The organism is Paenibacillus camelliae, assembly GCF_023715345.1.
Taxonomy (GTDB): Bacteria; Bacillota; Bacilli; order Paenibacillales; family Paenibacillaceae; genus Pristimantibacillus; species Pristimantibacillus camelliae.
In genome coordinates, this window is the sequence record NZ_JAMBNY010000011.1 from 18,167 (window position 1) to 44,455 (window position 26,289).

The 26,289-nt window shown below is 42.9% G+C and carries 28 protein-coding genes; 11 read left to right on the forward strand and 17 right to left on the reverse strand.

What is annotated here, in order from left to right:
- Positions 1–54: 54 nt before the first annotated feature.
- Positions 55–1,734, reverse strand: a complete 1,680-nt coding sequence (locus M3180_RS16085) for a vWA domain-containing protein (protein WP_251669362.1) — start codon at positions 1,732–1,734, stop codon at positions 55–57.
- A 14-nt stretch (positions 1,735–1,748) separates the two neighbouring features.
- Positions 1,749–2,486, reverse strand: coding sequence for a hypothetical protein (locus tag M3180_RS16090; protein ID WP_251669363.1), 738 nt, complete (start codon positions 2,484–2,486; stop codon positions 1,749–1,751).
- A 284-nt stretch (positions 2,487–2,770) separates the two neighbouring features.
- On the opposite strand from M3180_RS16090, the gene M3180_RS16095 reads away from it, so the two are divergent.
- Both M3180_RS16095 and M3180_RS16100 read left to right on the forward strand, forming a co-directional pair.
- Positions 2,771–3,565 (forward strand): Nif3-like dinuclear metal center hexameric protein, encoded by a 795-nt coding sequence (locus M3180_RS16095; protein ID WP_251669364.1) that lies wholly within the window; start codon positions 2,771–2,773, stop codon positions 3,563–3,565.
- A gap of 85 nt (positions 3,566–3,650) precedes the next feature.
- Positions 3,651–3,845: a hypothetical protein gene (locus M3180_RS16100; protein ID WP_251669365.1), complete on the forward strand. Its 195-nt coding sequence runs from the start codon at positions 3,651–3,653 to the stop codon at positions 3,843–3,845.
- Positions 3,846–3,944: 99 nt separating this feature from the next.
- Here M3180_RS16100 and M3180_RS16105 read toward each other — a convergent pair whose 3' ends face one another.
- From M3180_RS16105 to M3180_RS16140, 8 genes are all read right to left on the reverse strand, one after another.
- Entirely contained in the window at positions 3,945–4,679 is a 735-nt protein-coding gene (locus tag M3180_RS16105; protein WP_251669367.1) for a LytR/AlgR family response regulator transcription factor, read from the reverse strand.
- A 14-nt stretch (positions 4,680–4,693) separates the two neighbouring features.
- Entirely contained in the window at positions 4,694–5,989 is a 1,296-nt protein-coding gene (locus M3180_RS16110; RefSeq protein ID WP_251669369.1) for a sensor histidine kinase, read from the reverse strand.
- A 199-nt stretch (positions 5,990–6,188) separates the two neighbouring features.
- Positions 6,189–6,359: a cyclic lactone autoinducer peptide gene (locus M3180_RS16115; protein ID WP_251669371.1), complete on the reverse strand. Its 171-nt coding sequence runs from the start codon at positions 6,357–6,359 to the stop codon at positions 6,189–6,191.
- A complete protein-coding gene (locus M3180_RS16120; RefSeq protein WP_349774491.1) occupies positions 6,325–6,966 on the reverse strand; it encodes an accessory gene regulator B family protein in 642 nt (213 codons plus the stop codon). The genes M3180_RS16115 and M3180_RS16120 overlap by 35 nt, the downstream gene beginning before the upstream one ends.
- A 140-nt stretch (positions 6,967–7,106) precedes the next feature.
- Complete coding sequence (locus M3180_RS16125; protein ID WP_251669373.1) at positions 7,107–8,288, reverse strand: hypothetical protein; 1,182 nt, start codon at positions 8,286–8,288, stop codon at positions 7,107–7,109.
- A gap of 52 nt (positions 8,289–8,340) precedes the next feature.
- On the reverse strand, positions 8,341–9,066 hold the full coding sequence (locus tag M3180_RS16130; protein WP_251669375.1) for an ABC transporter permease: 726 nt from the start codon (positions 9,064–9,066) through the stop codon (positions 8,341–8,343).
- A gap of 30 nt (positions 9,067–9,096) precedes the next feature.
- A complete protein-coding gene (locus tag M3180_RS16135) occupies positions 9,097–9,801 on the reverse strand; it encodes an ATP-binding cassette domain-containing protein (protein WP_251669377.1) in 705 nt (234 codons plus the stop codon).
- A 199-nt stretch (positions 9,802–10,000) separates the two neighbouring features.
- Positions 10,001–10,438 carry a MarR family winged helix-turn-helix transcriptional regulator gene (locus M3180_RS16140; RefSeq protein ID WP_251669379.1) on the reverse strand — a complete coding sequence of 146 codons (438 nt, stop codon included), beginning with the start codon at positions 10,436–10,438 and terminating at the stop codon, positions 10,001–10,003.
- A 97-nt stretch (positions 10,439–10,535) separates the two neighbouring features.
- On the opposite strand from M3180_RS16140, the gene M3180_RS16145 reads away from it, so the two are divergent.
- Positions 10,536–11,123, forward strand: a complete 588-nt coding sequence (locus M3180_RS16145; protein ID WP_251669381.1) for an NAD(P)H-dependent oxidoreductase — start codon at positions 10,536–10,538, stop codon at positions 11,121–11,123.
- A 91-nt stretch (positions 11,124–11,214) separates the two neighbouring features.
- On the opposite strand, the gene norA is transcribed toward M3180_RS16145, so the two are convergent.
- The 4 genes from norA to M3180_RS16165 all read right to left on the reverse strand — a co-directional run bounded on the left by norA (position 11,215) and on the right by M3180_RS16165 (position 15,234).
- The gene (norA, locus tag M3180_RS16150) at positions 11,215–12,396 is read right to left on the reverse strand and encodes a multidrug efflux MFS transporter NorA (protein ID WP_251669382.1); all 1,182 of its coding nucleotides are present in this window, start codon (positions 12,394–12,396) and stop codon (positions 11,215–11,217) included.
- Positions 12,397–12,486: 90 nt separating this feature from the next.
- Positions 12,487–13,323 carry a MerR family transcriptional regulator gene (locus M3180_RS16155; protein ID WP_251669384.1) on the reverse strand — a complete coding sequence of 279 codons (837 nt, stop codon included), beginning with the start codon at positions 13,321–13,323 and terminating at the stop codon, positions 12,487–12,489.
- Between the two features lie 84 nt (positions 13,324–13,407).
- Positions 13,408–14,085, reverse strand: coding sequence for a ribonuclease H (gene rnhA, locus M3180_RS16160; protein ID WP_251669387.1), 678 nt, complete (start codon positions 14,083–14,085; stop codon positions 13,408–13,410).
- A gap of 720 nt (positions 14,086–14,805) precedes the next feature.
- A complete protein-coding gene (locus tag M3180_RS16165; protein WP_251669389.1) occupies positions 14,806–15,234 on the reverse strand; it encodes a universal stress protein in 429 nt (142 codons plus the stop codon).
- Between the two features lie 191 nt (positions 15,235–15,425).
- Between M3180_RS16165 and M3180_RS16170 the strand changes: the two genes are divergently transcribed.
- Positions 15,426–16,442, forward strand: coding sequence for a DNA-methyltransferase (locus tag M3180_RS16170; protein WP_251669391.1), 1,017 nt, complete (start codon positions 15,426–15,428; stop codon positions 16,440–16,442).
- A gap of 343 nt (positions 16,443–16,785) precedes the next feature.
- Here M3180_RS16170 and M3180_RS16175 read toward each other — a convergent pair whose 3' ends face one another.
- Together M3180_RS16175 and wsfD are read right to left on the reverse strand one after the other, a co-directional pair.
- Complete coding sequence (locus M3180_RS16175; RefSeq protein WP_251669393.1) at positions 16,786–17,928, reverse strand: hypothetical protein; 1,143 nt, start codon at positions 17,926–17,928, stop codon at positions 16,786–16,788.
- Between the two features lie 89 nt (positions 17,929–18,017).
- On the reverse strand, positions 18,018–19,451 hold the full coding sequence (gene wsfD / locus M3180_RS16180; RefSeq protein WP_251669396.1) for a glycan biosynthesis hexose transferase WsfD: 1,434 nt from the start codon (positions 19,449–19,451) through the stop codon (positions 18,018–18,020).
- A gap of 230 nt (positions 19,452–19,681) precedes the next feature.
- Here wsfD and M3180_RS16185 point away from each other — a divergent pair, with 230 nt between their 5' ends.
- The 3 genes from M3180_RS16185 to M3180_RS16195 all read left to right on the forward strand — a co-directional run bounded on the left by M3180_RS16185 (position 19,682) and on the right by M3180_RS16195 (position 20,474).
- Complete coding sequence (locus M3180_RS16185) at positions 19,682–20,023, forward strand: hypothetical protein (protein ID WP_251669398.1); 342 nt, start codon at positions 19,682–19,684, stop codon at positions 20,021–20,023.
- Positions 20,020–20,199 (forward strand): hypothetical protein, encoded by a 180-nt coding sequence (locus tag M3180_RS16190; protein ID WP_251669400.1) that lies wholly within the window; start codon positions 20,020–20,022, stop codon positions 20,197–20,199. Before M3180_RS16185 ends, M3180_RS16190 begins: the two co-directional genes overlap by 4 nt.
- Positions 20,200–20,333: 134 nt before the next feature.
- Positions 20,334–20,474 (forward strand): small acid-soluble spore protein P, encoded by a 141-nt coding sequence (locus M3180_RS16195; protein WP_251669401.1) that lies wholly within the window; start codon positions 20,334–20,336, stop codon positions 20,472–20,474.
- Between the two features lie 631 nt (positions 20,475–21,105).
- Here M3180_RS16195 and M3180_RS16200 read toward each other — a convergent pair.
- Positions 21,106–22,323 (reverse strand): chromate transporter, encoded by a 1,218-nt coding sequence (locus M3180_RS16200; RefSeq protein WP_251669402.1) that lies wholly within the window; start codon positions 22,321–22,323, stop codon positions 21,106–21,108.
- Between the two features lie 239 nt (positions 22,324–22,562).
- On the opposite strand from M3180_RS16200, the gene M3180_RS16205 reads away from it, so the two are divergent.
- The 4 genes from M3180_RS16205 to M3180_RS16220 all read left to right on the forward strand — a co-directional run bounded on the left by M3180_RS16205 (position 22,563) and on the right by M3180_RS16220 (position 26,279).
- Positions 22,563–23,189 carry a TrkA C-terminal domain-containing protein gene (locus M3180_RS16205; protein ID WP_251669405.1) on the forward strand — a complete coding sequence of 209 codons (627 nt, stop codon included), beginning with the start codon at positions 22,563–22,565 and terminating at the stop codon, positions 23,187–23,189.
- 316 nt (positions 23,190–23,505) lie between these two features.
- Positions 23,506–24,663, forward strand: coding sequence for an ABC transporter ATP-binding protein (locus M3180_RS16210; RefSeq protein WP_251669407.1), 1,158 nt, complete (start codon positions 23,506–23,508; stop codon positions 24,661–24,663).
- Positions 24,650–25,312, forward strand: coding sequence for an ABC transporter permease (locus M3180_RS16215; RefSeq protein ID WP_251669409.1), 663 nt, complete (start codon positions 24,650–24,652; stop codon positions 25,310–25,312). Before M3180_RS16210 ends, M3180_RS16215 begins: the two co-directional genes overlap by 14 nt.
- Before the next feature lie 58 nt (positions 25,313–25,370).
- Positions 25,371–26,279, forward strand: coding sequence for a glycine betaine ABC transporter substrate-binding protein (locus M3180_RS16220; protein ID WP_251669411.1), 909 nt, complete (start codon positions 25,371–25,373; stop codon positions 26,277–26,279).
- Positions 26,280–26,289: the final 10 nt, after the last annotated feature.

Here is a 26,289-nt window from a genome sequence, read left to right on the forward strand (position 1 = left end):
GCATCGTCATGCTGCACAAGCTTCCATTACTTCTTTTACAAGCAAGCTAGCAAGCTACATTTGTACGTTAAGCAGGTTACTAATTTTGTACACGACATCATCCGTATCTGCATTAATGCTCGCTGCTTCGTTAATACTCGATATTTCATGAAGCGCATCAATATTCGCGTTATAGCCTATCGTATAGATCGGTATTTTGTACGCCTCGACTAGCCTCTTAATTTCCTTTAATGAGTGACCCTCATTCGTCTCGCCATCACTTAATACGAAAATGAGCGGCTTCACATTCGCATCTAGAGCCATTTCATCCTGCAGCATTTTAATCGCAACAGCGATGCCGTCAAATGTTGCTGTTCCCCCACCTGCCTGCAGGCTTTCCACCGCACCTACAAACATGGATTGCTGATTCGTATCATATGCAGCTAGCGGAAGATTGATCTCCACATTGCTAGAATACGAGACAAGACCAATGCTATTGTCACGTCCGAGATATTTTTGTCCGCTGAGCAGAGACTCCTTCAATCGATGAAGCGGCTCGCCATCCATGCTTCCCGATACGTCAGCGACAAAGACTGCTGCAACGGGCTTATTCGCATTTTTCTTTTCCTTCCACAGACGCTGAGCTGACGTTAGGACTGCGCCGTCTACTGTACCAAGCTCGGCTTGATAGTCATTCAACCCATTAAATCCTTTCTTACTTGCCGCCTCTTGATATTTGTCCTGCACGACAAAGTCTCCAAATGCCTCAATGATGTCTAGCTTTTCCCGAGACAGATCGCCTAGCGCATATAACGGACTGTCATGTCTCACTCCAAAAGGAGTAAATTCATAGCCTGCCTTAAAATCTGTTGCATTGACAAAGGTTTGATATTCAAGAACGAAAGCATCCAGCATGCCCGTTTTCGCAGCTTCACGCATTTGAAGCGTCGTTGAAGCGATGAATGGAACATTCGCCTGGAATCGTTCGAAGCCGCTTACTGCAGCTGAACTTAGCATGTCGCTGGAATCAAAATTTTGTAGAGCCGTAACAAGGAAATTAAGACCTGTCGAGCTTGCAAATGGGTCGGTATACCCCATCGACAGCACATTATCCGCGATTGCATCCGTAATCGTCTTTACATTGATGTCGCCATACTTCTCAACGAGCTCATCATGCTTCGTTTTCGTCGTTACAACACCTGTAACATTACCAACTAGACGATCATTGACCAGCGTCGTCTTCACGCCTGATGCTTTAACCATCTCACCCCACAGCTCATTAGATGGAGTAAAGGCGTCCGGTACATATTTTCCCGAGCGAATATAGTCGGTGGCAGTACCTGATGCGATATTGCGAATTTTTACAGAAACCTGCTTGCCGTTTACTTCTATGCCGCTTTTGTTGAACTCCTCCGCTACCTCATTCAGCCAGCCATCGACGCCTGTTCCTGATTTTTCAGTCGATGAGAAGATCTCAACAAAGGTTGACGTTGAAGGCTCTACGGAGATCGAAAACTTCTCGATATCTGGAAGTGTATCAATTAAGGAAACAGGGTCTAGGTCGACCTGCCCTTTAATCGGAGCGGCGTTCGTTACGCTGATGTTTTTAATCATTTTCTCCAGGCTTTTATTTGCCTCATCAATGGTTACTTCTTTTTCCGTCTTCCCCATGTTCGTCGTTAGGCTTACTCCGATATAAACGATAATAAATACCGCGACTACAATACTAATTAACGTAATAAACTTTTTCTTCACCCTATCTCTCCCCTTTACTGCTTGTAGTATTTCGTTTGCTTGATGAGCTGGTCGATCTCCTGCATGCACGGCATATCGTCAAGCTCGCGATAATCTGTAGTACCAAGTCGTGTCGTTTCTAGCATAAGCTGATCTAGCTTAATCAAAATTTCTTCATTCGAGCTAATGTAGCCGAGCACATAATCTGTATATTCCTTGCGCAGCTGCTGCTTTTGCTGCGTAACGCGCGGAGATAGCATCCGCTGCATACGCTGATCCCCAGCAGACAGACCCGACAGCTCGCTGCCTCTCAGCTTGCTAATTAAACCTTTTATATTGTTATTGAACAGCTGCTCTACGGCGGATATGACACCTAAAAATCGACTATAGCTTAGTTCACTAGGCTGAAACCGTTGGCTTAATAGATCAAGCAGCGCCAGCTTTTTTTGCTTCATACGGTGAAGCTGATCGAGCGCATGCTGGACCTCCATGCTAAACAGCTTATGCTGTCGATATTGCACCAACGCTTGCTGCGCGTCCTGCTCAACAGCCTCTGTCTCCCGCAGCAAAATTTTATTATCTGGCTGCTTGAATACAAATCGATAGCTTGCATAAATAACGAGGATACCGCTTAAAATAAGCAATGTAAGTGCTGCCGATTTTTCTAATGGCGAATCACTCGTTAGATCGACACCAAGAAAACCTGGCGATAGGACAATGATATTCACGACTATAACTGCTATAAGTAAGCCTATTAGCTTAAGCTGCCTCATCACGCTAACCTCCCCCCGAATTGCTGCAACTCTAAATAGTTTACCATATAAATAATGGCAATTTATTATAAATTTGCTATCGTTACTCGTTTATTCATTAGATACGAACTTTTACCAGTCACGTTTCATCATATGAGCAAATTCATGTTTGTATTATTAAAAGGACAGCAATAATGGACAGCATTTACAGGAGCTCCCTCGTTCGATATGATGAGCCTAGTAGAACATCTAGCAAATTATCCAACCTATAGTTCATAGATTATGAATAGAGAAGAGGAAGGCGAATGAGCGTAACCATTAAACAGATCATCGATACCTTACCAAGCTCTCCGGTTGAGCTTGAAAGCACTGTAGATCAGCTGCTATATGGGAATGAAAATGACGAGGTAAGCGAAATTGCTGTTACATTTATGGCTAATCAAGAGGTGCTGGAGCAGGCCGTCCAGCTCGGAATTAGGTTCATTATTTCACATGAGGGGTTATACTACAGTCATCATCAAGCCTACCCGCTGCCGGCGGATAGCGACATTTTGTATGAGCGAGAGCAGTTTATTAAGAAGCATGGTCTAGCGATCTATCGCTATCACGATCATTGCCATCGCCACCAGCCCGATCTGATTACACGTGGCTTAGTGAATAAGCTGGACTGGCAGAAGCATATTTCACTGGAGACTGCAGTTGCAACGATCGTTCAGCTGCCCCCTACCCCGCTGCAAGCGATAATTACTGCCGTTAAGGATAAGCTTCAGCTGCCATACATACGCTTCAGAGGAGAGCAGAGCAAGCCGTGCAGGAACATCGGTGTGCTCGTAGGCTATCGCGGAAACGGAGCATCGCTCATACCATTAATTGCGAAGCATCAGCTTGATGCTGTTATTATCGGTGAGGGCATGGAATGGGAGGCGCCGGAATATATTCGAGATGCAGCCGCTCTGGGCAGTCCTTGTGGGATCATCGTGTTAGGGCATGCAGAAAGCGAGCTGCCTGGGATAGATTTAATTGGAGAAATGCTGCAGCAGGCACTGCCACAGCTACAAGTACACCATCTGAAGGCGCAGCCAATCTACACCATTGGATAGCACGCATAACTACACTGGATGAAGACATAATAAGGACGTACTCCAATTCATCAATCATATTGCTTTATTAAAGGAGCGTTGTCCCATGCGTAGATCCAATAACAAGTTGCCGTCTAAATCAGTAGATGCAGATTTTCACACATCAAAACTAAACCGCGTCGTTGATACGGAGAATGAATTTGCAGCAGAGTTTGGAGAAAGTCTATACGGTAGCCAAGCTCGCGAGGCTTTTGAGCAAGAGCAGCTCAGAAAGAAACATGCAAAAAATAAGCAACAATAACACAAAACATCGCCATGCTTTTGATCGCATGGCGATGTTTTGTAATCATATTAGACGAAGATGAGTTCTGCTTACATGACCTACTGGGTGCATTTATCCTTACTTTACCGCTACGCTTTTTAAGCCCTTAAGATAACGATTCGATACAAAGCATTTCTGACCATTAATCATAATAATCTCACGCTTCGCAATATCCACCTCGGCGATATTGTCCTTATTGACGACAAAGGAGTTGTGGCAGCGGTAAAACCGTGAATCCATGCTTAATACATCCTTTAGCTTATAGTAAAACTCTACCTGACGATTTACGGTATGCAGAATGAGCTTATGCGGCTGCAGTGCCGTCTCAAAAAACAATATATCATTATAATCAACACTAATCATTTTTTCGCCAGACTTCACTTGAAACAGCTTGCGGTTTTTGTATGTATTCTTTACATATCGCTGATAAGCGGTATCCACACATTCAATGACACGATTCTGTATATCCGTATATTGATCCTTCGAGATATAATCCATCGCCTCTACCTTGTAGGTAAACGTCAAATACGTTAGCTCCGAGTGTGTCGTTACAAATACGATAGAGCCTTGATTATCGTATTCGCGGATCTCTGCTGCGATTAATATCCCGTTCTTATCTTCTTTAAGATCCACATCCAAAAAGTATAAGCCAACCACATTGTTTGCTTTTACATAGTCTAAAATTTCCTTTGAATGTGCTGTTGAAATCGTAATTTCTGCGTCTAAGTTTTCTATTAGGATGTAATCTGAGATGTACTTTGTTAGCTGACGACGCTGTTCATCGTTATCTTCACAAATAAAAATCTCAAGCATGTTACTAAATCCTCCTAATCCGCTATATCCAAAACCTGAGTAAATTTTCCATGCAAAATTTGAGTATCCATCGTGACATTGTTGCAGCTTGCAACCATTTCACGCAGGTTGTTAAGTCCTAAGCCGCGATTTTCACCTTTCGTTGAAAAACCCTTCTCGTAGATTTTATGAAGCTCTGGCGTTGACGGTCGGCTACTGTTCGACACAACGATAATATTGGAGCCCCCACGCTTTATTAGAGCGACATGCACAAAGGGCTTCTCGCAATGAATAGCCTCTTCAATCGCATTGTCTAATATAATACCGACACAACGGCATAAATTGACAGGGTCCATATTAATCTGTTCTACTGGCTCAACAACCTCAACGTTCGCATCGATATTTAGCTCCTGAGCTTTTATAATTTTTGAGGAAATAATCCCCTTCAACTCTTGAATCTTCAAATTATGAAGTGAACCAAGCTTGTAAGCGTTGGACTTCATATTCATACTGATCGGCATAATGTTGTTATTAAAATACTGCTCCAGCTCTTCAATGTTCTTCGCTCTTATATATTCAGACATCGATAGCAGTATATTGATATAGTCATGGCGAAACTTCTGCATATTCGTATACATTTGTTCCAAGTTTTCCGTATACTCGGTCAGCCGTTCATATTGAATTTGCTGATTGCGCATATTCGTTTCCTTCACAATCATTCTTGTGAGCAGGAAGCATACACCGATTAATATGCTAAAGTAAAAAATAAACAGCACACTGTTTGCTCGAATGTTCTCATCTGAAAAACCTGATTGTTTACCTATTAAAATATTAATATAGAAAATAACGAGGGTAACGATACTTAATATAGCAAACAGCATACTGTAGCTGCGCATGAAGCTATCCTGCTTTAAGAAGTTTGCCAAAAAGTATGAAACGATGAAGCTTAATAGAAGTGTAACTATACAGATAATGATGTTAATCATTGATATATATGAATCGGATTGTAAATAGTCAATGGATGGTTGTTTTATCATCAAAAATACGGCTCTGACAATATAATCACTAATTACTAGGTTTATTACTGCGACTACGGGAACGACGATACTTGGAAACAATTTCTTTCGAAAGAAGCCAAGCGATACGACCCAGATTAAGAGCATAATAAACACACCAATGATGCCCTGCCACAAAAATAATGGATAACCTAAAATGATCGAGCCGATAAGTAATGAAATTAGTAGTTTTTTACTCATTTCATATTGGAACAATATGTATATCGATATGATTAGTGTTATGGTTTGCAAACTAATATTAATGAAAACAGACATAAGAGAACCTCTAATCTTTTCTATTATTTGCAATGTTGAGTATATTTTCTATCTTTACTATATTATAACACACTCTATAATAAACGTTGATTGTTAATAGAGTATTAATCTTCATAAACAAATAGACTTTTCCTCGTCAGATGTGCTCTAACAAGGAAAAGTCTATTATATACATTTGAATAAAACTATTCGAGTAAGATTATTTGGATTGCTTCAGTAGCTCCGTAGGGATTTTTGGCTCGTGGGACCAGAATAGACAAGCGCTTTCCAATGCTTGCTCGCCGCTTTTCTTAGCGACATCCCCCATGAATTTTGAAGCCATTCCTCTCATACCGTTAAGCAGACCTTGATTCTGTTTCATATTGTTCATAATTTTTAACACTCCTTTTTAATAATTTATATGTGAGTGGTAGGATCATGACAATTTGAATCGCCACGCCCAACATAAGAAGACTCCTAATGAATGGATCTGGGTACAGGAAGGCAACTCCTGTGACCACAGCGCACGCCACTATCGACTTCATTCGAAGTGAGCGTCTTCTCTCGGCTCCGATAATCGGCGACTTGTCCGTATCAGCCGGTGCATACAAATAAAGTAGAGTGATAAACAATAGTCCACATCCGATAACCATCAATCTAGTAAACGGAAGGTACTGAGATAGAATAGGTGTGCCGATAAATAAGATTATACTCACGATACTGCATACCGTGCTAGAGTTAGCATGCAACCCATAGGCATATCTTCTTACTACCGCATAAGCGACATGAAGAATTAACGTCTGAAGAAAAAGTCCTAGCAAGATGGCTAAACCGTAAACAATGAGTCCTTTCGACACGTTGGTTAAGATTGTCTCAATGCCTAGCTTCATCTTCAAGTAGTCGATGTGATCACCTTGGCGCTCCTTGTTCAACCAGAGAGCCATGCGACTCGCAAGCGATTCTATGATCCCTATACGCTGTACGCTTTCTTCCTGCATGTGCTTCACCTCTCTATGTCTTTATTATACATACCAGGACGAGCTATGCATCAAATTGTCTTAATATTGCGTTTATTCATCATAACTGTATCATTTTCCCTATTTTTTATGACATTCATGTCAAAAAATGCGATGATTCGTTATGACGCACAGTTTGTCAGTAGCTGCTGACGCAGTGTGTTCATTACATTGTACAGATGAATATAGTATTGCTTGATTTGTTCTCTGCAGTAATGCTCGGGACTATATTCGAACCTTACAGTTGTCCCAGCTTGTCCACATCTAATCCGTATAAATAGCTCGTATGGGCCATATTGATCGGCAGGTACTTCTACCAATCGCTGACAGAGCACCTCCTCATAGCTGTACACGATTGAGTAGTCATTGCGCTTACTAATGGTCGTAAATTCGCCTTCCTTACGTTTTTGATGCTGCAATTGCAAGGTCATTAAGCGACTTCTCATCACACCAAGGCCCTGAACTACCTCACCATTCATATAATAGAAGCAGCCAACTTCATCGAAATTCCTTAGCGTAGAGCGCCAATTATCGATCATCCCGTATAGCTCACCTTCTGAGTCATAGCCGAGCATTTGCTCGACAATAAGCTGGTAAACGACCGACGCCTCCACATTGTACCGTTTCTTGATCTGCTCGATCACCATCATTTGATCACTTGACAGCTCATACGAAGCTGTAATAATCCTCATGCCAGGCTCCTGAATAAGAGGGAACTGGACCGGATCTTGACGCTTTTGCCTGAAATTAGAGGAAATGATCTCCATATTGCGTACTAAACGATAGGAAGACAAATTCCCTGAAGGAAGCTGATACCCACTTCTTAATGCTCTAAAAAGCGTATCCTCAAAGCACTTCACTCCATAATGGTCCACACATATGCTATGAAACTCTAGATACATATAACGCTTGTCATCATACTCCAAAAACTTAATGCGCCAAGGATAGCCCTCTAACAACGGCACACTCGTTTCCTCCGTTATAATATACATCTCCGGCTGCATGCCGATATCCACGATAGGGATATCCCAATCATTTAAAGAGGGGAGCTGCACGATGTATTGCTCATAGCGCTGCAGCTTGCGCTCATACTTGAACTGGACCTGCAGCATAGCATGACTGCTTATTGTGCGATACAACGCCATGCTAAGCTGACTATAGCTCATAGTCGCTGGCAGCTCATACAAATAAGGCTTGCGATAAATAGATCGTCCGCTGCTTCGAAGAATGCTCGTTTGCATCCTCGTTAATTCTGTCGCAAAATCTTCAGGGTCATTTGATTGATATCGACTGTAAAACAGCAAATGAATTCTCCTTCCTGTTTCTTCCTCTCAGCAATACCTCCCTGATGCATTCCTATAATCTCTCAGTTCTCGTTCTACATAGTAGCAGTAATATTAAGCCTGCACATAGCAACAAACTAACCATATAACCGAGCAGCTGCTCTATATGTCTGCCTGGATCATCGAAAATGATTGATATCACCTCTGTCAGCCAGTAGGTTGGTACAATGCTCGCCATCGAATTGAAGATAAACGGCAGCTCGATACTAGCTCCAATCAACCCACATATAAGAAACAGCGCGCAACCGATTATCGTTAATATTAACCCTTTACCATTGTCTGAACGAGCTCGATTCTTGGCAATCAGTCCAACCCCAGCCGTAATAATAATTAACAAACAGTAAGCACTGAACAATATTAAATAGTCCATGAAGGCTAGTTCTAATTTTGACGGTAGTAGTCGTTCTACTGCCAGCACCATTGCCAGAAGCTGTAACATACTGATAACTAAAAAGACCAGTACCTTCTGACCATAAAAGCTAAGCTTGCTTAACGTACTAAGGAATATTCGCTGTGCAGTCTTATGCTGCTTATCACTGTAAAACATCATCGTGCTTATAAGCGCTAATATCGTGAGAATACCGATCATACCGCTCATCATGCTAGAGAATTGTTCAACCTGATTAGGCTCATACAGTTTCGCTAGTAAAAGTGCTAGCAGCACAGGCAGCATCACCATGCCAGCAAGAACCAATTTACGCTTGACCAAACGTCTCGCATACAACTCAAACACATACATGTGCCAACTTTCCCTTTCTTAACGGATTTTTCAGAGTATGTCTCGATATTCATTCATCACTTTATTATCTATCATCGATTCAATCGTTCCTTCAGCAGATAATATACCATCCTTCAAAATGCCAATATGCGTACACAGCTGCTTGATTTCTTCCATGTTCTGCGAAAGATATACAATTGTCATCCCCAAATCATGCAGCTGCCTCACTATTTCTATTATAAATGAAACCGCTTTCTTATCAATATGTTCCGTTAACGAATCCATAATGACAACGTCAGGCATATGCACAATGCCACAAGCAATATTTAATCGTTGAAGCTGCTCATCTGACAGCTTGGCCGAGACTAGCCTGCGTTCCTCCCATAGACCCACCAGCTGCAAGGCTTGTTCTACTTGCTGCTTTAGCCGCTCGCCCCGGTACTGATATAGCTTGCCGAATAACATCACGTTCTCATATACCGATACATCATATATTAATGCCTTTTGCTGCGGCACATATCCTACTCTTCGATTCGTGCTAGAGTTGAGACGCTCGTTGAACCACGTTATCGTGCCCTGCTCAGGTTTTTCTAACCCAAGCATCACCTTGGCTAACGTCGTCTTTCCCGAACAAGCAGCTCCGTATAAACCATAAATGCTCTGATCCTCAATCATCAATTCTACTTTTTTTAATATAAGCTGCTTGTGATCATAGCCGAAGTTGATGGACTCCCCTCTAAAAACTGTACGTACCACTCGTATTCCTCCTAATTTGCTACAACCTATCCGAAAGCTAGTGTAGCACGATGTACGTCTCAGTAACTCAACCTATCCTAAATGAGCGCTACAATGTAATAACTGTAAAATAAATATGTCACTCATGATCATAATACTGCCATATCCCCTCATGCAGAGCTTATGACGAATACGTCCTCTCTCAAGAAAAAACGGTCTTTTACTCGGAGTAAAAGACCGTTTTTTGTAAATGCTGCATCGAAGCTATGATATGCTGAAGCTCATTTTCCCCCATATCGCCAAGTCGCTTCCCAAGCTCTTGCTTCATATGCTCGAATGCCTCGGCCATATACTTTTCCCCTAGCTCTGACAATCGAATATATTGCTTTCTGCGATCCGTAGGGTCGTCGAATCTTTCGCACAGCCCTTTTTCCGTCAGCTTTCGCAGCTCACGGCTTGTATTGGGCATGGAAATGCCTTTACACTCGCTAATTTGACTCGGTGTTAACGGCTGGTCGATCGCAATAAACTCCATGATCTCATATTGCAAGGCAGTTAAGCCATGCAGAGGCATTGTTTTCGTCATGTCATAATGCACTTGATGTACGGCCGCTATAAAAGAAACGGTTTGCTGAAATAGCTTGTCTCTCTCATCCATGCTCTCACCTCATAATATTATCAAAAGATAATTATCTATTGACAACTAATAATCGTCATGCTAATTTATTATCAAATGATAACAAAGAAGGTGGAAAATGAAAACCCTCATTATCTTCACCCATCCCAATCATCAAAGCTTAAGCTATGCATTTCTGCAGCAGACGCTGCAAGGGCTAAAGGATAATCGTGTCGAGCATGAGCTTCAGGTGCTCGATCTGTACGCTGAATCATTTGATCCAAGGCTCGTGTTTAATGAGCACCAGCGAAGAAGGGATATGCATAAAGATCCTAGACTAGAGAAGTATCGCCAGCAGCTGCTATGGGCCGAAAAAATTATACTCATCTATCCGATCTGGTGGGGTCGTCCTCCTGCCATGCTGCTTGGCTACATTGATCAAATGTTCGCCTCGAATTTTGCCTATAAGGACGATGGGAAGCTGCTGCCAGAAGGTCTACTGAAAGGAAAATCCGTCGTCTGCATATCGTCGATGAAGGGACCGACGCTATACCCTCTGTTTTGGCTAAATAATGCCCACAAGGTGCTAATGAAAAAAGCGCTGTTTCAATATGTTGGGATCAGAAGGGTGAAATTCTTCGAATTCGGTGGAATGGAGAAGAAGAACGGCAAGCAAGAAAAGCAGCTGAGAAGAGTGTATCAATACTTCAAGACACTCGAAGCTTAATATGCTTATACAACTCGTGTCTTATCGTATTGTTTATCAACACTAAAAACCAACCCTTACGCTGAAGGGTTGGTTTTTAAGACTGGGAAACCTATATTAAGCTTTGCGCTGTTGCTTTTTGCTTCCAAAACATAGATATAAACAAGCCCACAATGAGTAGAATGACAGCCATATAATACGGATAATCTACATCAATATCGAATAGCATGCCGCCAACGATTGGCCCCATGACGTTCGCCAAAGAGGTAAACATCGAGTTCATGCCTGCTACAAACCCCTGCTCGTCACCCGCCACATTTGATAAGTAATTCGTAATGGCTGGACGAATCAGATCAAAGCCTACAAAGACGATAAAGGTTAATAGCATAATTGTAAGATAGGAATTCGCCTGTGTCACAAGAAATACGGTTACAGCGGAGAAGATTAGACAATAGCGCACTAACCCGATCTCCCCCAGCTTAACAGTCAACCGATTGAACAAAGCAACTTGAACAATGGCACCAATAATCGCTCCACCCGTAATCGATATCGCAATGTCCTTCGGTGTAAAATTAAACTTGTGATCGACAAACAAGCTGAAAAACGATTCAAACGCGGCCAGGCCGAATGAGGATACAAAGATCATAATAAATGCAATTAAAAACATCGGGATAAACATTTTTTTCAAGCCCGACTTTTTATTCGCCGCAGAATCATGCTGCACCATACGTTGTCGAGCTGGCTCAGATAAAAATAGAACAGAAAGAATCGCGGCAACAAACCCGAGTACAGCTGCCGTATAAAAAGGTACCCTTGTTCCTAGCTCAGCTAAAAACCCACCAATTCCTGGCCCAATGATAAAGCCAGTGCTAATGGCAGCAGACATATAGCCAAATGCCTTTGGTCGACTCTCTTGTGTTGTAATATCGGTAATAAATGCGGTAACCGCCGGCATAATAAAGGCTGCACTCACCCCACCGAGTATCCGCGACAGGAACAAGATCTCTACTGTTTTCCCCATACCAAACAGTAACTCAGATATGCCAAAGATGATTAAGCCAATCACAACGATAATCTTTCTGCCATATCGGTCCACTGCTCTTCCAGTAAATGGTGATACGATTAACTGTGTTAGAGCAAAGGCCGCCGTCAAGTTGCCAACGACTTTACCGCTAATATTAAGCTCATTCATAATCGTTGGAAGGATCGGAATAACGAGCCCAATGCCTAAAAAGGCAATAAATAAATTGCCAAGCAAGATCGCTAAGGTTGAATTTTCTTTTAATTTATTCATATAGAACGCTCCGTTCGCCAAGGAAATATTAATATCATGTTTTGGACGTCCTATATACAATAATGCCTACAGTTACTATAGAGTCAACTGCTATTTTTCATTCATTTTCACCTTAAGCTGAACGATATATTCCGGCTTTTGATGAGAGGAATACGTCGTTGGCAGATAAAACTCATACACGTCTGATTGCACGCTGCATTGCTGCTGTTCAATATAATGCAGCAGCTGATTGTAATGCTCCATATAATTATCCATCGAAAACATAAAGGATATACACAGATAGCGCCCCTCGCTCATTGTAACGACAGACATGTCTTTATCCAGATTATGAAGGTAACGGTCAGTCAGTAAAGGTGTAAACAAGTATTGATATTGAATCTCTTCTAACGAGCCAAACGCCTTTAGCGGATAGATGCATCCAAACTTCGTTGCCACGCCACCCGCTTCATCTATCGTTTTAATTAACGGTGTGAAGTAATCATTGGATACAAAGGCAGGAGAAGAATTTTGCAGCTTAATGCTTAACAAGCGAATCGCATCTTCCTCACTTTCATATACCTCGTCCATGACGGGAATAGAAAGCTGATTTGAAATTTGGTTTTTCGTCTTTAATAGCGTGTTCTGAACTTCCTGCAGCCTTTTAATTTTAGAGTCTATGACCGTCTCCTGATCAGCTAAAAATGTGACCAGCTCATCGAGCGTATAGTCCAGCACTTGCTTAATCGTTGCAAGTGGAATCTCAAGATATCGCAACGCTTTGATCAGATCGAGACTATGCAGCTGCGTATCATCATAGTACCGATAATTCGAGCTAGGATCGATATGTATCGGTTTAAACAAGCCTATCTGGTCGTAATACCGAAGGGTTTGAATAGGTAAATTCGAAAGCTTAGACATCTCACCTATCGTGTAGTAATTGTTGCTCATAACATACTTCCCTCTATTTCAAATTAACCTTCTATAACTAAAGCGCTGCTTCTTCGCAAGTAATCATTCTACTTCTCATTGCGATTATTTACGTCCGTAATCGGCCTTAATTTCTCCCCAGCGCTCCGTTTGCCACTTCATAATTTTTGTGGAATATGTATTGGATTTAAGCCAATCCGTTGCGCGATCAACTAAGTCCCACATCTCTTGTGTAGAAGCATTGCGTGCAAGGTTTGTGTTGGGCGACTTTTGCTTTACCCACTTCATCGCAGTCATCGAATCACTATATATATTGCGTGTATCACCTGTTTTTGCGATAAATGCAAGTGCATGGACGATGGCCAGATACTCGCCTAGATTATTCGTACCATTGGGGATCGGCCCAACCGAGAACAGCACCTCACCCGTTTTCGTATCGACGCCTTTATATTCAATCGGCCCTGGGTTGCCGGACGTTCCTACATCGACAGATATCGTATGATAGTCGATCTCCTCCTGTACGGATGCAGCTGAAGCAGAGCTAACCGTTTTCTTCGATTTAGATGCCGCATAGCCACTTGCACTTGAAGCGGCTTTGCCTTTATTATTGCCCCAATGTGATTGCCAGCCCTGCGCGTAGGCTTTCTCTGCCTCAGCTTTAGACTCATACGCTTTAAACTTGGCGCCTTCAAAGCCATTCACCTGCTGCTGACAATCACTCCAGCTTGTATATATCCCTGGTTTCTTTCCAACCCATACAACGTAATATTTTTGCTTTGCCATTATGCACCCCATAGATTGATTCATTTGACCATTGGCTTGATACTTGTCCATGGTCATTCGGCGATTCGGTTGCCTTATTCAAAAGTAACGTATTTCGGGGGATAAATCCAGCGCTCCGTAGTTGGTGAGGCGGTATTCAGTGTTGTCCTCTGATTGCAGCGCTACGTAGATGGTGAGGTTTATGCAGCGCTCCTTAAATAGTGAGGCTGCAATTGCTGTTGTCCTCTGATTGCAGCGCTCCGTAGACGGTGAGGTTATTGCAGCGCTACGTAAATAGTGAGGCTACAATTGCTGTTGTCCTCTGATTTCTAGAAGGATATTAAATGTAGAAATCAGAGGACAAAGGCAACCGCTATCGCTTTTCCGCTCTCACTATTTACTCCGCTGGAGCATGGGCTCGCCAGCTACTCCGCTGGGGCGGTTGTGGTCGTGCTTCGCGGCTTTCTCTCCAGCTGCTCCGCTGGGGGGTGTGAGAAGCGCTTCGCGGGTTGCCTCGCTAGCAACTCCGCTGGAGCAAGGACTCGCCAGCTACTTCGCTAGGGGTGGTTGTGGGTAGCGCTTCGCGGACTGCATCACCAGCTACTCCGCTTGGGGGTGATTGTGGGTAGCGCTTCGCGGGCTGCCTCGCAGCTACTCCGCTAAAAGTTCAACTCCACACAAAAACAGGGCACTCTCGGTCTTGTGTGACCTGAGTGCCCTTTGTGGCATATGATTTATATATTATTTCACGATGAGTACTGGACATTTGCTTAGCTGGGTAACCTTGTGGCTCACTCCGCCTAGCATCACTTCTTTAATATTGCCTAAGCCGCGGCTGCCGATGACGATGAGGTCTTGCTGCTGTTCGCAGGCGACTTCAACAATTTTCCTTGATATGCTGCTGCCCTGTACGAATAAGCTGGAAGCCTCGATGCCTTGTACCTTTAGCTTCTCCTGCGCTTCTCTCAGCAGCTCATGCCCTGCCTTGCTAACTTCTGCTAATATTTTTTGGAGATCGGTAATTACAACGTTCGGTGGGATGACCAGCTCTTTTCCGACATTGATCAGGGTAAGCTTCGCTTCATACTGCTTAGCAAGCTGCGCAGCAGTGACCAGCACCTTTTCACTCATTTTAGAGCCGTCGATAGCAACAAGAATACGATTAAACATATACATTCCCCCTCAATTGTAGCTTACTCAAGTCTAGTAAGAGGTAGCTATACCTATATTATAAATGAAAGCGCTTCATATGTGCCAGATAAATTATGTAAAAATTCTGACAACTATCAATGGATGAAAGCCTAGCTAAATCTATAGTATACTTACTTGAGAATGAATTAAGAGTAGGCGGTGCATGATCATTGACTCAAATTGAACCAAAAAAACGTGCTGCACGTAATCGTACAATTACGTTAACGGAGGACGAGCTTCAATTTTATAAAAAGCAGCTAATTACGTTGTCCGAGCCAGCCTCGGCCGAAACGATTATGAATAAAACGATTCATCAGGACTTATTTGAAGCGATTGACCGACTTCCTGATCAATTTGTTGACCTTATGTTTATTGATCCACCTTATAATCTTACGAAAAGCTTCAATGGTAAAACCTTCACTAAAATGTCCAGTGATGAGTACACCGAGTGGCTAGATTCCTGGTTTTCTAAGCTTGTCCGCGTGCTAAAGCCAGATGCCTCAGTATATATTTGCGGAGATTGGCGCTCCAGCCATTCGATTTTTGAGGTAGCATCGAGATACTTGAATGTCTTGAATCGTATCACTTGGGAGCGTGAGAAAGGTCGCGGCTCCCTATCCAACTGGAAGAACGCATCCGAGGATATATGGTTCTGTACCAACTCCACGAATTACAAATTTTACGTCGATCGTGTGAAGATGAAGCGAAAAGTCATTGCTCCATATCGTAATGAGGAAGGCAAGCCGAAAGATTGGGACGAGCAATCTGGAGGAAAATTCCGTTTAACACATCCGTCTAACCTATGGACAGATCTGACCGTTCCTTTCTGGTCAATGCCAGAAAATACAGATCATCCGACTCAAAAGCCAGAGAAGCTTCTCGCAAAAATCATTCTGGCGAGCTCAGATGAGCAGGATGTTGTGTTCGATCCGTTCTCCGGTGCAGGTACAACCTCTGTAACAGCGAAGAAGCTGAATCGACGCTACGTCGGTGTAGAGCTAGATGAGGTCTATGCTTGCTTAACTGAGAAGCGCCTTGCGCTTGCTGAGCAGGACGCATCGATTCAAGGCTACTCTGAAGGTGTATTCTGGGAAAGAAATTCGCTGCAGGAGCAGTCCAAGGCGAAGAGCACACGTCCAGCCGCTGATGAGAACATGACGCTAGATCTAGGCTTAGATCTGGATTAACGAGGTGTATCTAAGGAGCAAAAGAGGCGTAACATTTATCTTTTTTTATTAAACAGTTAAAGTTATTAAAATTAAAGTTACAGCCTATATTTTTAGCTCCCATCTCCTCCATATGCATATAATCAAACAGCTGTCCCATGCCGCATCGACGCGACGTGAGACAGCTGTTTTTAATTTAACAAGCAAGAAACAAGAATAAGTCCATTTACAATTTATTACGAGGATCTTGCATAACTAGCATAATCTTGCATAACTAGCATAAATGACATTACCTACCCCGCTCGCTGCTAATCTACTAATGTAGCTAGTGAGAGTACTCGATCAGCTTAATCATTCGAACCCGCTACTCCGAGTACTTCTCACGAGCAATAAGCTCATCGATAAAGCTAAGTGCCCGCTCCGGATTGAATCGTGGTGCACGATCTTTTGCTGCTAGTGCTTGAAACACGCGAGCGTGAAGCTGGCTGCTGCCTCTGGAGCTACGGCCTGACCAGTGATGCTGAATAAGCGTATGATCAAGGATATCCTCATCGAAGCAGTTTACCATATAGGTATCAATTTGCTGCAGCTCCGCATTGATATGGATCATATACACTGCGCACACGGTATGTCCGTCAGATAGTGCCTCCAGCTGCTTATCGACATTGTACAGCTTCGGATTGGCAGTTGCCGAGCCTGTGCTTGTCTTAATATCAATGAGCAGTCGCCCGCCATCGTCAAGCATTACCGTTTCATCTGCAAGACCGTGCTGATTCAGCCCTTCCTTCGTAAGCAGCTGTTCGATGCGATTGCCTCGCAAATTGACGTTGGTCGATTCTTCCTTAGCAATATTCAAAATTTCATCGCTGTACTTGAACACGAGCTGATCAAGCTCTGCCTTTACGCGCTCGAGCTCGTCATTCTTCGTGTAGGAATAGAGCAAGCTTTGATGAATACGCTCTGTCATCGCCTCATCAATGACGAATGCAGACTTTTGCGAGCTGATCTGCGACGTTTCCTCTACTAATCGACTGATATTATCAGCTGTTTCAATGCTTTCATGGAACGCAAACAACTCATCAAAATACTGTGGCTCATTAGGTATTACTCGATCTGCTGCCACCTTGATCTCTCGCATAATATCGTGCCCGAGAAACGAGCCGCGAATATTTGTCTCCGTCAATGCCTTGGAGCTATGCGATATTTTCTTCAAGAATGTCGTATTAACAAGCATAAATTCGTAGGAAGTAGGCTTCAGCAGACATAATATAATCGGTATGTGATCAAACTTTAGTACATTTTTTAACGCCAGCACTGTATTAGCAAAGCTATCCTTAGAGCTGTAGGAAAAGCGAACTGCATACTCTTCAGAATCCGCTATAAACAGCTTGCCCTTTTTCGTCATTTGAAATAGAGAGGTCAGATCCTCTACTGCCTTGCTCTTCTCAATCGGTGTATTTACATTATAATAGGCTTGAACTGCCCTTTGCAGCGCTTCTGCAATCATGTCCATCCCCCTGTTGCAATCTAGTAAGATCATCCTATTATACCGTAATGCATGACTGCTGTCAGAGGTAGGTTAATGGAAGCTAATCCCTAATTATGCTTGCGATAGCCCTGCAAAGCTAGTCTAGCTTTATATGCAAGCCACACGACTATAGCAACGAGCATCATGTCGAATACAACGTTAAACATAAACAGATGCTTGCTTAGATCAGCGAGCCCGTCCCCGACAATCGGAATGAGATAGGCAGCACAGCCCACCAATCCTAACAGCATAAACAGCTCTGCACGAATGCGATCTCTATGATGACGTGCACGCAGCCACTCGTACAGCGCTGCACCGTAGTAGAGTACATACACGAGCACGATAAAGTATAGCTTGCTTGGGATAACACTTCGCTTAAATTCACTCCAGCCACTATACTTAAAGGTCACTGCTCCTGGCGGCTTCCCCTCTGCTTTTTCATAATTCCCCAAGTAGTATGGACGAATATTCATACTATGCTCTGCTGCATAGGCCATCATCTCTATGAAACGACCAGGCTGCTTCAGATAGAACAGCATAATATCTACATGTGAGATGCGGCTATAAAAATCCTCCTCAAGCCTCGGATCATTCTGCTTAATCTCTGTATCTCCTTGAAAATAGTTTGTTCCAGCTAACACTGATAAATAGCTCGGTAATCCAAGCTTCTTCAGGTCATTCTCGACATCGTCCGAATGATGCAGCACGCCAAAAAATACCGTTTGATATAAATTAATTTGCTTAAAGTCCTTCGGCGCCAATATGTACATCGCTGCCGAGATAACCACTAATGCAGCACCTAGCGATAATGCAAGTCGCTTCCAGCTAAGACTATAATCACGGACAAATGCTAATCGAATAAAAATGATGGCGAACAATATGCCAACCGGAGCATTCTGTGTTTTCGAGCAGACTAAGAAAATGCATGCGATAAAAAACATGACGAGCAATGTCTTCGTCGGCTTCTCATCATATGTAAGCTTTAAGCCTAAAGCCATCGTCAGCAATAAAAAAATCAGCGAAACCGGCTCACCATAAAGCGAATTAAAATACGCTACATAGCCAACATCGTGAAAAACAAAAAGCAGCAGTGCTGTTAGTACAATGGATACAAGCCATCCTTTTACACGATACACATGAATAAGGATTACATTAGCTGTCACGTGAAGAATGGCATAAATTGCCCCAAGTACACGAATATCAAATACAGCGGAGTTGAACAGCTGAGCAAAAAATCTAGCGATAGCCACAATAATTAGCTGCGTTGACGGATAAAAGCCTCTAAAAAACGCATCATAAGCATAAAGTGCATGGGCATAACGAAAAAATCGATCCTCATATGCTTCCGACATATCATAGTAGTTAAGACCAATTGAACCCATTATTCTTAAAAAATCTCCGTTATCCGCTACCCCAATAAAGCCACCTGTAAACAGCAGAACGACCATTAGGATGGACGCTGCGATAGCATAAATCCATTCCATTCGTATGTATCTTTTCACGATCATTTTCCTCTCCAAACTTATCCTACTTAAAAATCCAATATCAAAAAAACCAGTATAGGTAACAGACCACCATTTATCATAACATAAACTTTATAACCTACCAAAATCATCCATGTTTACTTCACATCTACGAATCCCATTTCCAAAATACAAATCCCATTATGATGAAATGCATACGTGCATAGCGAATGGTCGACGGGTCATACTAAGCTTCGGAGGTGACGATAATGTCAGATGTACTGCCTATTGATAAGCAGACGTTAGCCCAAGCATGGCAAAATACGCTGCCGACATTTCTTAATCAGGCGGATGAGTGCAATGTTCAACCGGATGCTAAGTTTGATGATACATTGCTCATCCATATTGCCAATAGTGGCCGCAGTCATTATTCCGCTGATTTTCGCTTAAGCTATGTTGATGAGCGTGAGGTTAAGGTCGAGCTGCTTGATGTGGAGAAAGGAAACACTGCTGCAGACGAGACAACGACCCATGCACAAAATCTTGTAGAGGGCTATGTTCGCAATATTCATGAATGTGCGCAAAGCTTGAAAGGACTGACGAATCAATGACAAAAGCGAAGCCAGGTATAGATAAAAACCTGCAAAACGTCGTCAAGGAATTGGAAACAACGACAGACCTAACCGCTCATACGAACCAACAGCTGAATCAAAAGCATATGGATCAGCGTCATGAGGACATGCTTCATTTCCGCAAAAAAGCATATGAGAACGAGAACCAAGAATAAATACAGCAATATAGGAAAACGAAACGTTCAAGATACAATTTGTGCACATTTAGAGCACATTTAGAGTGGAGCACTTTTAGGACACAATTAAGTTACTTTAGGTAACAAATTTAACGATATTGGAGGAGTTAACGATGGCAAAAGGAACGGACCGCAATCATTCGAATAAAGATCATCGCGCTAATACTAATCATCAACCTAACGAGCCGCTTTCAGGCTCTAAAAAGGTCAAAAACGCAAACCATTCTCGCAACAACCACGGTGAAGGCTCATAATATTGGGATGCATAGCTTGATGCGTGTTAGCATGTCATATCTTCTGGAGCGCAGCTTTGCAGCAGGCTCGTAAGTTGCAGCATTTTGTGTGATTCTTCACACAAAATGCTTAATTATTACTCAATTACAGTTGTTTTGGATGAAATTTCATACAAAACTCCACCATTTCACCCATCTGCACCTCATTTTGTATGATTTATCATATAAGGTGTCACCATCGGCGCATTGATATGTTATTTCGGGTGATACTTCACACTAAAGTGCTGCAAAACAAAAAAGCTACAAAAAAAGCTGCCCATTAAGTCAGTTCAACTAACTTAATGGGCAGCAGCTCCTTTAACGCTTCCACAAGACGTTCTTCAACGTTCGCTCGCCGCTACTGACGGAATCACTTGGCCAATTGCTACGTGATGAGCACTCTGTATCCCCCGTGCGTGAACGTTGCCATGATACAGCAACGCAGTCACTACTACTCATTATTACAGCATCGCCATCATTGCACCGCCGAGATCGCCCCTACAGCATCGCCATCATTGCACCGCCGAGCATGCCTGCTACAGCTTCGCCATCACTGCACCACCGAGCATCACCCGCTACAGCTTCGCCATCACTGCACTGCCGAGAATTCCCGTTACAACATTGCCATCACTGCACCGCCGAGCATGCCTGCTACAACGACAACCCAAGGCGGCAACTTCCAAAAGACGAGCATAACGAACAATAGTGCCGCAACAACAAAGTCGGTCGTTGTCGCAATCGTTGTTGTCCATATCGGATCGTACAGCGCGGCTAGCAATATACCTACGACTGCAGCATTCATGCCATGAAGAGCGCCCTGCATCTTAACACTGCGGCGCAGCTGATTCCAGAACGGCAGTGCTCCGATTACCAAAAGAAATGCCGGCAGGAATATCGCGATAGTGGCGACGATCGCACCAGCTATGCCATTCATCATCGCTCCTAAATAAGCCGCAAACGTAAACAGTGGTCCAGGTACAGCCTGTGCTGCACCGTAGCCTGCCAGAAAATCCCCTTCACTGATAAGTCCTGATGGTACAACCTCCTGCTCTAGCAGCGGAAGCACGACATGCCCCCCACCGAATACAAGAGAGCCCGCTCGATAAAAGCTATCGAAGATTACAAGCCAATCCCAATTGGCATAATGCGTAGCCACTGGTAACAGAATAAGCAGCACGAAAAATAACAATAAGCAGCTAGCAGCAAAGACCTTTCGAATCGGAATCTCAAGCTGCTTCTCATTAGCTGTCACTGCATGGCGATATAGCAATAAGCCGACACTGCCAGCTACGATAATGACTAGCACTTGGGTTACTGCCGACTGCCAGAGTAATACCGTCGAAGCAGCAAGTATCGCTATGGTCGCTTTGGACCTGCTGTTAGCCAGCTTTTGTCCCATACCTAATACTGCTTGCGCAACGATAGCAACAGCAACGAGCTTCAACCCATGAATCCAGCCGAGCTCCCCTAGCCCACTGCTTTGCAGAATTAAGGCAAAGACGACAAGCGCTATAACGGAAGGCAGTGTAAAACCTAGCCACGCCATCATTCCGCCTAGCAGCCCAGAGCGTATAACGCCGATACCGATTCCAACCTGACTGCTTGCTGGTCCTGGCAAAAACTGACATAACGCAACGAGGTCAGCATAGCTGCGTTCATCCATCCATTTTCTTCGCTCAATATATTCGTTATGGAAATACCCTAAATGCGCGACCGGTCCTCCGAATGAGGTTAAGCCAAGCTTGAACGAAACTGCCAACACCTCTAGCAGCGCTGCGGCTTTATTTTTCGGCTTAGAGCTCTGTTCGATCCTTGCTTCATTGCCTTCCATGAAAGTTCCTCCATCATCCATCTATTGATTTTCTACTAAAACAACGTATCTTCACTCGACTGCTTTATAAGCTCCTTTCATCATAGGAAATAGGCAAGCTTCAATCAATACATGGATTGTAAATTTTTCAGGATTTGTAAACGTCATGCTTAACACTTCGCTCGTATTGCATCGCATGTTTGTGTGCTATAATACAGTGAAAATACACTATGGATATAAGGAAAGACGAGGAAAGCATCATGCAAGAGATTACAGGGTATAAATCGATTGCCCTAGACATCGCTCAACGAATTGTAAGTGGAGAATTTAAAGTGAATAGTAAGCTTTCTGGTCGTTCTTTGCTTGCGAGTCAGTATCATGTCTCTCCAGAAACGATTCGTAAAGCCATCGGACTTCTAAAAGATGAACAGATCGTGCTCGTTTCACAGGGCAAAGAAATTTTAGTTCTCTCCGATCAACACGCGTATAACTACATTACTAAACACAACTACCTTAAATCTGCATATTCGCTAAAACAGGATTTGCAGGAGCTGCTCAAGCTTAAAAAGGACCTTGACCAACGCTTTGAATCAACATTAAAAGAGATTATTCAAGCATCAGACAGACTACAAAGTCTTAAGCCCTATCATCCCGTCGAGATCAAGGTTGCTGAACAGTCACATGTTGTCGGAAGAACGATTGGTGATTTACAATTTTGGCAGCATACAGGTGCTACAATTATTGCTCTTCGTAGAGGCACAGAAGTATCCATTTCGCCAGGACCACATGTCATTATATGGGCGGATGATGTGCTCGTAGTTGTCGGTGACGGTCAAGTTGAAGAGCGAACAAAAACCTACCTTAACCTGAGCCAACCAACTAATTGAATATAAATGATAGAGTAAAAAAACGGTTAGTTTCTTAGCGAAGAAATTAACCGTTTTTTTGTAATTTTTGTATAATATATCTCAACTATAACTAACAACTTGTACTAAACATATAGGTTGTTAGTTACAAAAATGTGTGTTATAGTACTAACTAGCTTAAAACCGAAGCTCATTATGCGTATATTGTTCGTTTGCACTTTTTTACATTAATTTCCAATCATATACTAGCATAGCGATCTTCTGGTTTAAGCCATGCCTTACTACTTCATCTTGCTACTTTCAAGAATGAGCATCAACGAATAGAAGGAGGTCAGCTATGATTAAATTCAAAGCGATAAACAAAACGTACAATGATGGACATCAAGTTCTGAAAAATCTGAATCTTACAATTAATCAAGGCGAAATTACTGTATTAATTGGACCCAGTGGCTGTGGTAAAACAACGACGATGAAGCTTATCAATCGACTTATCACACCATCTTCCGGTGAGATTTTGTTACAAGACGAAAACATTGCAAATTTAGATCCAATTAAGCTGAGGAGAAAGATCGGCTATGTTATTCAAAACATCGGACTCTTTCCTCATATGACGATTGCACAAAACGTTGCCGTCGTTCCTCGATTATTAAAATGGGATAAGAAAGAAATCAATGCTAAGGTCGACGAGCTGCTCAATCTTGTAGGCTTAGATCCGAATATTTATCGAGATCGTTACCCTTCCGAGTTAAGTGGAGGTCAGCAACAAAGGGTTGGTGTAATCCGAGCACTCGCTGCCAATCCCGTACTGATTCTAATGGATGAGCCGTTTAGTGCACTCGATCCCATTAGTCGAGAGCAGCTGCAGGATGAATTAGTTCGCTTGCAGCAGGAAATAAAAACAACGATCGTTTTCGTTACCCATGACATGGATGAAGCGATAAAGATTGCTGATACCATCGTCATAATGAAGGATGGAGAAATTGTTCAAGCAGGAGCACCCGAGCAAATATTGCGCCACCCTGCCAATGACTTCGTTAAGCATTTTATCGGATCAAAGCGTATGCAATCCGTTCAAGCCATGCAGGAACCTACAGTTGACGACGTAATGGCCGATCAGCCTGCCGTTATTTATCCTTCACGTGGTCTTGCCTATGCAGTGAAGCTAATGGAATCACGCAAGGTCGATTCACTTTTTGTTATTGATAAAAATAATAAGCTGTTAGGCAGCGTCTCTATCTATCAAATTCTCGATCAATACAAGGATGAGACAAAGCTTGTTGCAGATGTTATGAAGCCAGCCCCGCATGTTGTGCTTTCTGGAACCTCGCTGTCCGCCGCATTAAATCTTATGAATGAACATCAGCTTTCGAATATGCCGATCGTGAAGCAAGAACATCAATTTGTAGGTCTGATCACAAGAGGTTCCGTCATCAGCCATATGACAGAGCTCTATACATCAGAGCATATCGGAGGCGAGATCCATGCCGTTCACTAATACGATAAGCAGCTTTCTCCAATTTCTACAGGAGCGCTACCCCGATATTTTAGTCGCAACGCGCGAGCATTTAACGATCTCCGTCATTTCCATCCTGTTAAGTACGCTCATAGCAGTACCTGTAGGGATGTATTTGGCTAATAACAAAATTAAATGGCTGCATAGTGCTGTATTCTCTATAGCCAATCTCTTTCAGACCATTCCAAGCCTGGCGCTGCTAGCGATATTACTGCCTTTATTCGGCATAGGCATGAAGCCCGCTATATTCGCACTTTTCCTATATGCGATATTGCCTATACTGCGTAACACTTACGCAGGCTTTCAATCGGTAGATCAATCTATCGTCGAAGCAGCTAAAGGGATGGGCTATAGTGCATCACAGCGATTATTTTCTATACAGTTGCCGCTTGCATTTCCGTACATTATGTCCGGACTGCGTATGACGATTGTATATATTATTAGCTGGACGACGCTTGCCGCACTTGTCGGTGCTGGTGGCTTAGGACAGCTTATTGTATCCGGCATTGGCGTGAACAAACAGGAGCTTGTGCTTGCAGGTGCGCTCGCAGCTATTCTGTTAACCGTGCTTACGGATCAAATTCTTGGCTTTATTGAGAAACGAGTATTTCGAAAAGTAAAAGCAAACTAAAGCTTTACACGATGCAATCATCTATATTACAAAACTAAAACAAGAGGTGTTTATTAATATGAAGAGGAAAAGTCTTAAACTTATAACCGCTATTACCTTGCTCGCAACCGTGGTGCTTTCCGGCTGCAGCAATGGAGGCTCACAAAAAATTACGATCGGTACGCAGACGTATTCAGAGCCTAAAATTATTGCGGAAATGTACAAGGCACTTATTGAGGAAAATACAGACATTACGGTTGATATTGTAGCGGATCTAGCTGCAAGTCCAATCGTTATTCAATCCATGGATAAAAACGATATTCAAATGGCAACGCTCTACTCTGGAGAAATCTTCAATAACTATTTTGAAATCGAAGATACGAAGGATCGTCAGGAGGTATTGCAGCAAGCACAGCAAGGCTTTGACGAAAATTTTAGCTTTAAATGGTTCGATGGATTTGGCTTTGAAAACACCTACGCCTTTACAGTGCGCAAGGAGCTAGCAGATGAATATCAATTAACGAAGGTTTCTGATCTGAAAAACTATGCAGATACGATGAAGCTTGGTGTGGATACGACGTGGCTAGAAAGAGATAACGATGGCTACCGCCCATTCCAGGAGCATTATGGCATAACCTTTAATGACGTATTTCCAATGGAAATTTCACTCGTCTATCAAGCAGTAGCAGATGAGCAGGTCGATGTCGTTCTTGCGTATACGACAGACCCAGGCATCAAGGAGTTCAATCTGCAAACGTTAGAGGATGACCTACAGTTCTTCCCTCCATTCGATGCGTCACCTGTACTTCGCAAGGATACGTTAGAGAAGCACCCTGAGCTAGAGGAAATTGTGATGACACTCGTTGGCAAAATCGATGCGGCAACGATGACTTCATTGAACTATGAGGTTGATGTTAACAAACGCAGTCCGAAGGAAGTGGCTGTTGAGTTTTTGAAAGAAAATAATCTATTAAAGAGTGAAGCTTAAGGATGTGATC

Coding starts and splice junctions, on each gene's coding strand:
- M3180_RS16210 (WP_251669407.1), top strand. CDS start 23,506: ATGATTAAATTCAAAGCGATAAACAAAACGTACAATGATGGACATCAA.
- M3180_RS16110 (WP_251669369.1), bottom strand. CDS start 5,989: ATGTCTGTTTTCATTAATATTAGTTTGCAAACCATAACACTAATCATA.
- M3180_RS16175 (WP_251669393.1), bottom strand. CDS start 17,928: ATGATTGCAGAAGCGCTGCAAAGGGCAGTTCAAGCCTATTATAATGTA.
- M3180_RS16205 (WP_251669405.1), top strand. CDS start 22,563: ATGCAAGAGATTACAGGGTATAAATCGATTGCCCTAGACATCGCTCAA.
- M3180_RS16145 (WP_251669381.1), top strand. CDS start 10,536: ATGAAAACCCTCATTATCTTCACCCATCCCAATCATCAAAGCTTAAGC.
- M3180_RS16130 (WP_251669375.1), bottom strand. CDS start 9,066: ATGTATGTGTTTGAGTTGTATGCGAGACGTTTGGTCAAGCGTAAATTG.
- M3180_RS16190 (WP_251669400.1), top strand. CDS start 20,020: ATGACAAAAGCGAAGCCAGGTATAGATAAAAACCTGCAAAACGTCGTC.
- M3180_RS16140 (WP_251669379.1), bottom strand. CDS start 10,438: ATGGATGAGAGAGACAAGCTATTTCAGCAAACCGTTTCTTTTATAGCG.
- M3180_RS16195 (WP_251669401.1), top strand. CDS start 20,334: ATGGCAAAAGGAACGGACCGCAATCATTCGAATAAAGATCATCGCGCT.
- norA (WP_251669382.1), bottom strand. CDS start 12,396: ATGAATAAATTAAAAGAAAATTCAACCTTAGCGATCTTGCTTGGCAAT.
- M3180_RS16120 (WP_349774491.1), bottom strand. CDS start 6,966: ATGCAGGAAGAAAGCGTACAGCGTATAGGGATCATAGAATCGCTTGCG.
- rnhA (WP_251669387.1), bottom strand. CDS start 14,085: ATGGCAAAGCAAAAATATTACGTTGTATGGGTTGGAAAGAAACCAGGG.
- M3180_RS16115 (WP_251669371.1), bottom strand. CDS start 6,359: ATGAACAATATGAAACAGAATCAAGGTCTGCTTAACGGTATGAGAGGA.
- M3180_RS16200 (WP_251669402.1), bottom strand. CDS start 22,323: ATGGAAGGCAATGAAGCAAGGATCGAACAGAGCTCTAAGCCGAAAAAT.
- M3180_RS16185 (WP_251669398.1), top strand. CDS start 19,682: ATGTCAGATGTACTGCCTATTGATAAGCAGACGTTAGCCCAAGCATGG.
- M3180_RS16090 (WP_251669363.1), bottom strand. CDS start 2,486: ATGAGGCAGCTTAAGCTAATAGGCTTACTTATAGCAGTTATAGTCGTG.
- M3180_RS16105 (WP_251669367.1), bottom strand. CDS start 4,679: ATGCTTGAGATTTTTATTTGTGAAGATAACGATGAACAGCGTCGTCAG.
- M3180_RS16165 (WP_251669389.1), bottom strand. CDS start 15,234: ATGTTTAATCGTATTCTTGTTGCTATCGACGGCTCTAAAATGAGTGAA.
- M3180_RS16095 (WP_251669364.1), top strand. CDS start 2,771: ATGAGCGTAACCATTAAACAGATCATCGATACCTTACCAAGCTCTCCG.
- M3180_RS16220 (WP_251669411.1), top strand. CDS start 25,371: ATGAAGAGGAAAAGTCTTAAACTTATAACCGCTATTACCTTGCTCGCA.
- M3180_RS16100 (WP_251669365.1), top strand. CDS start 3,651: ATGCGTAGATCCAATAACAAGTTGCCGTCTAAATCAGTAGATGCAGAT.
- M3180_RS16155 (WP_251669384.1), bottom strand. CDS start 13,323: ATGAGCAACAATTACTACACGATAGGTGAGATGTCTAAGCTTTCGAAT.
- M3180_RS16215 (WP_251669409.1), top strand. CDS start 24,650: ATGCCGTTCACTAATACGATAAGCAGCTTTCTCCAATTTCTACAGGAG.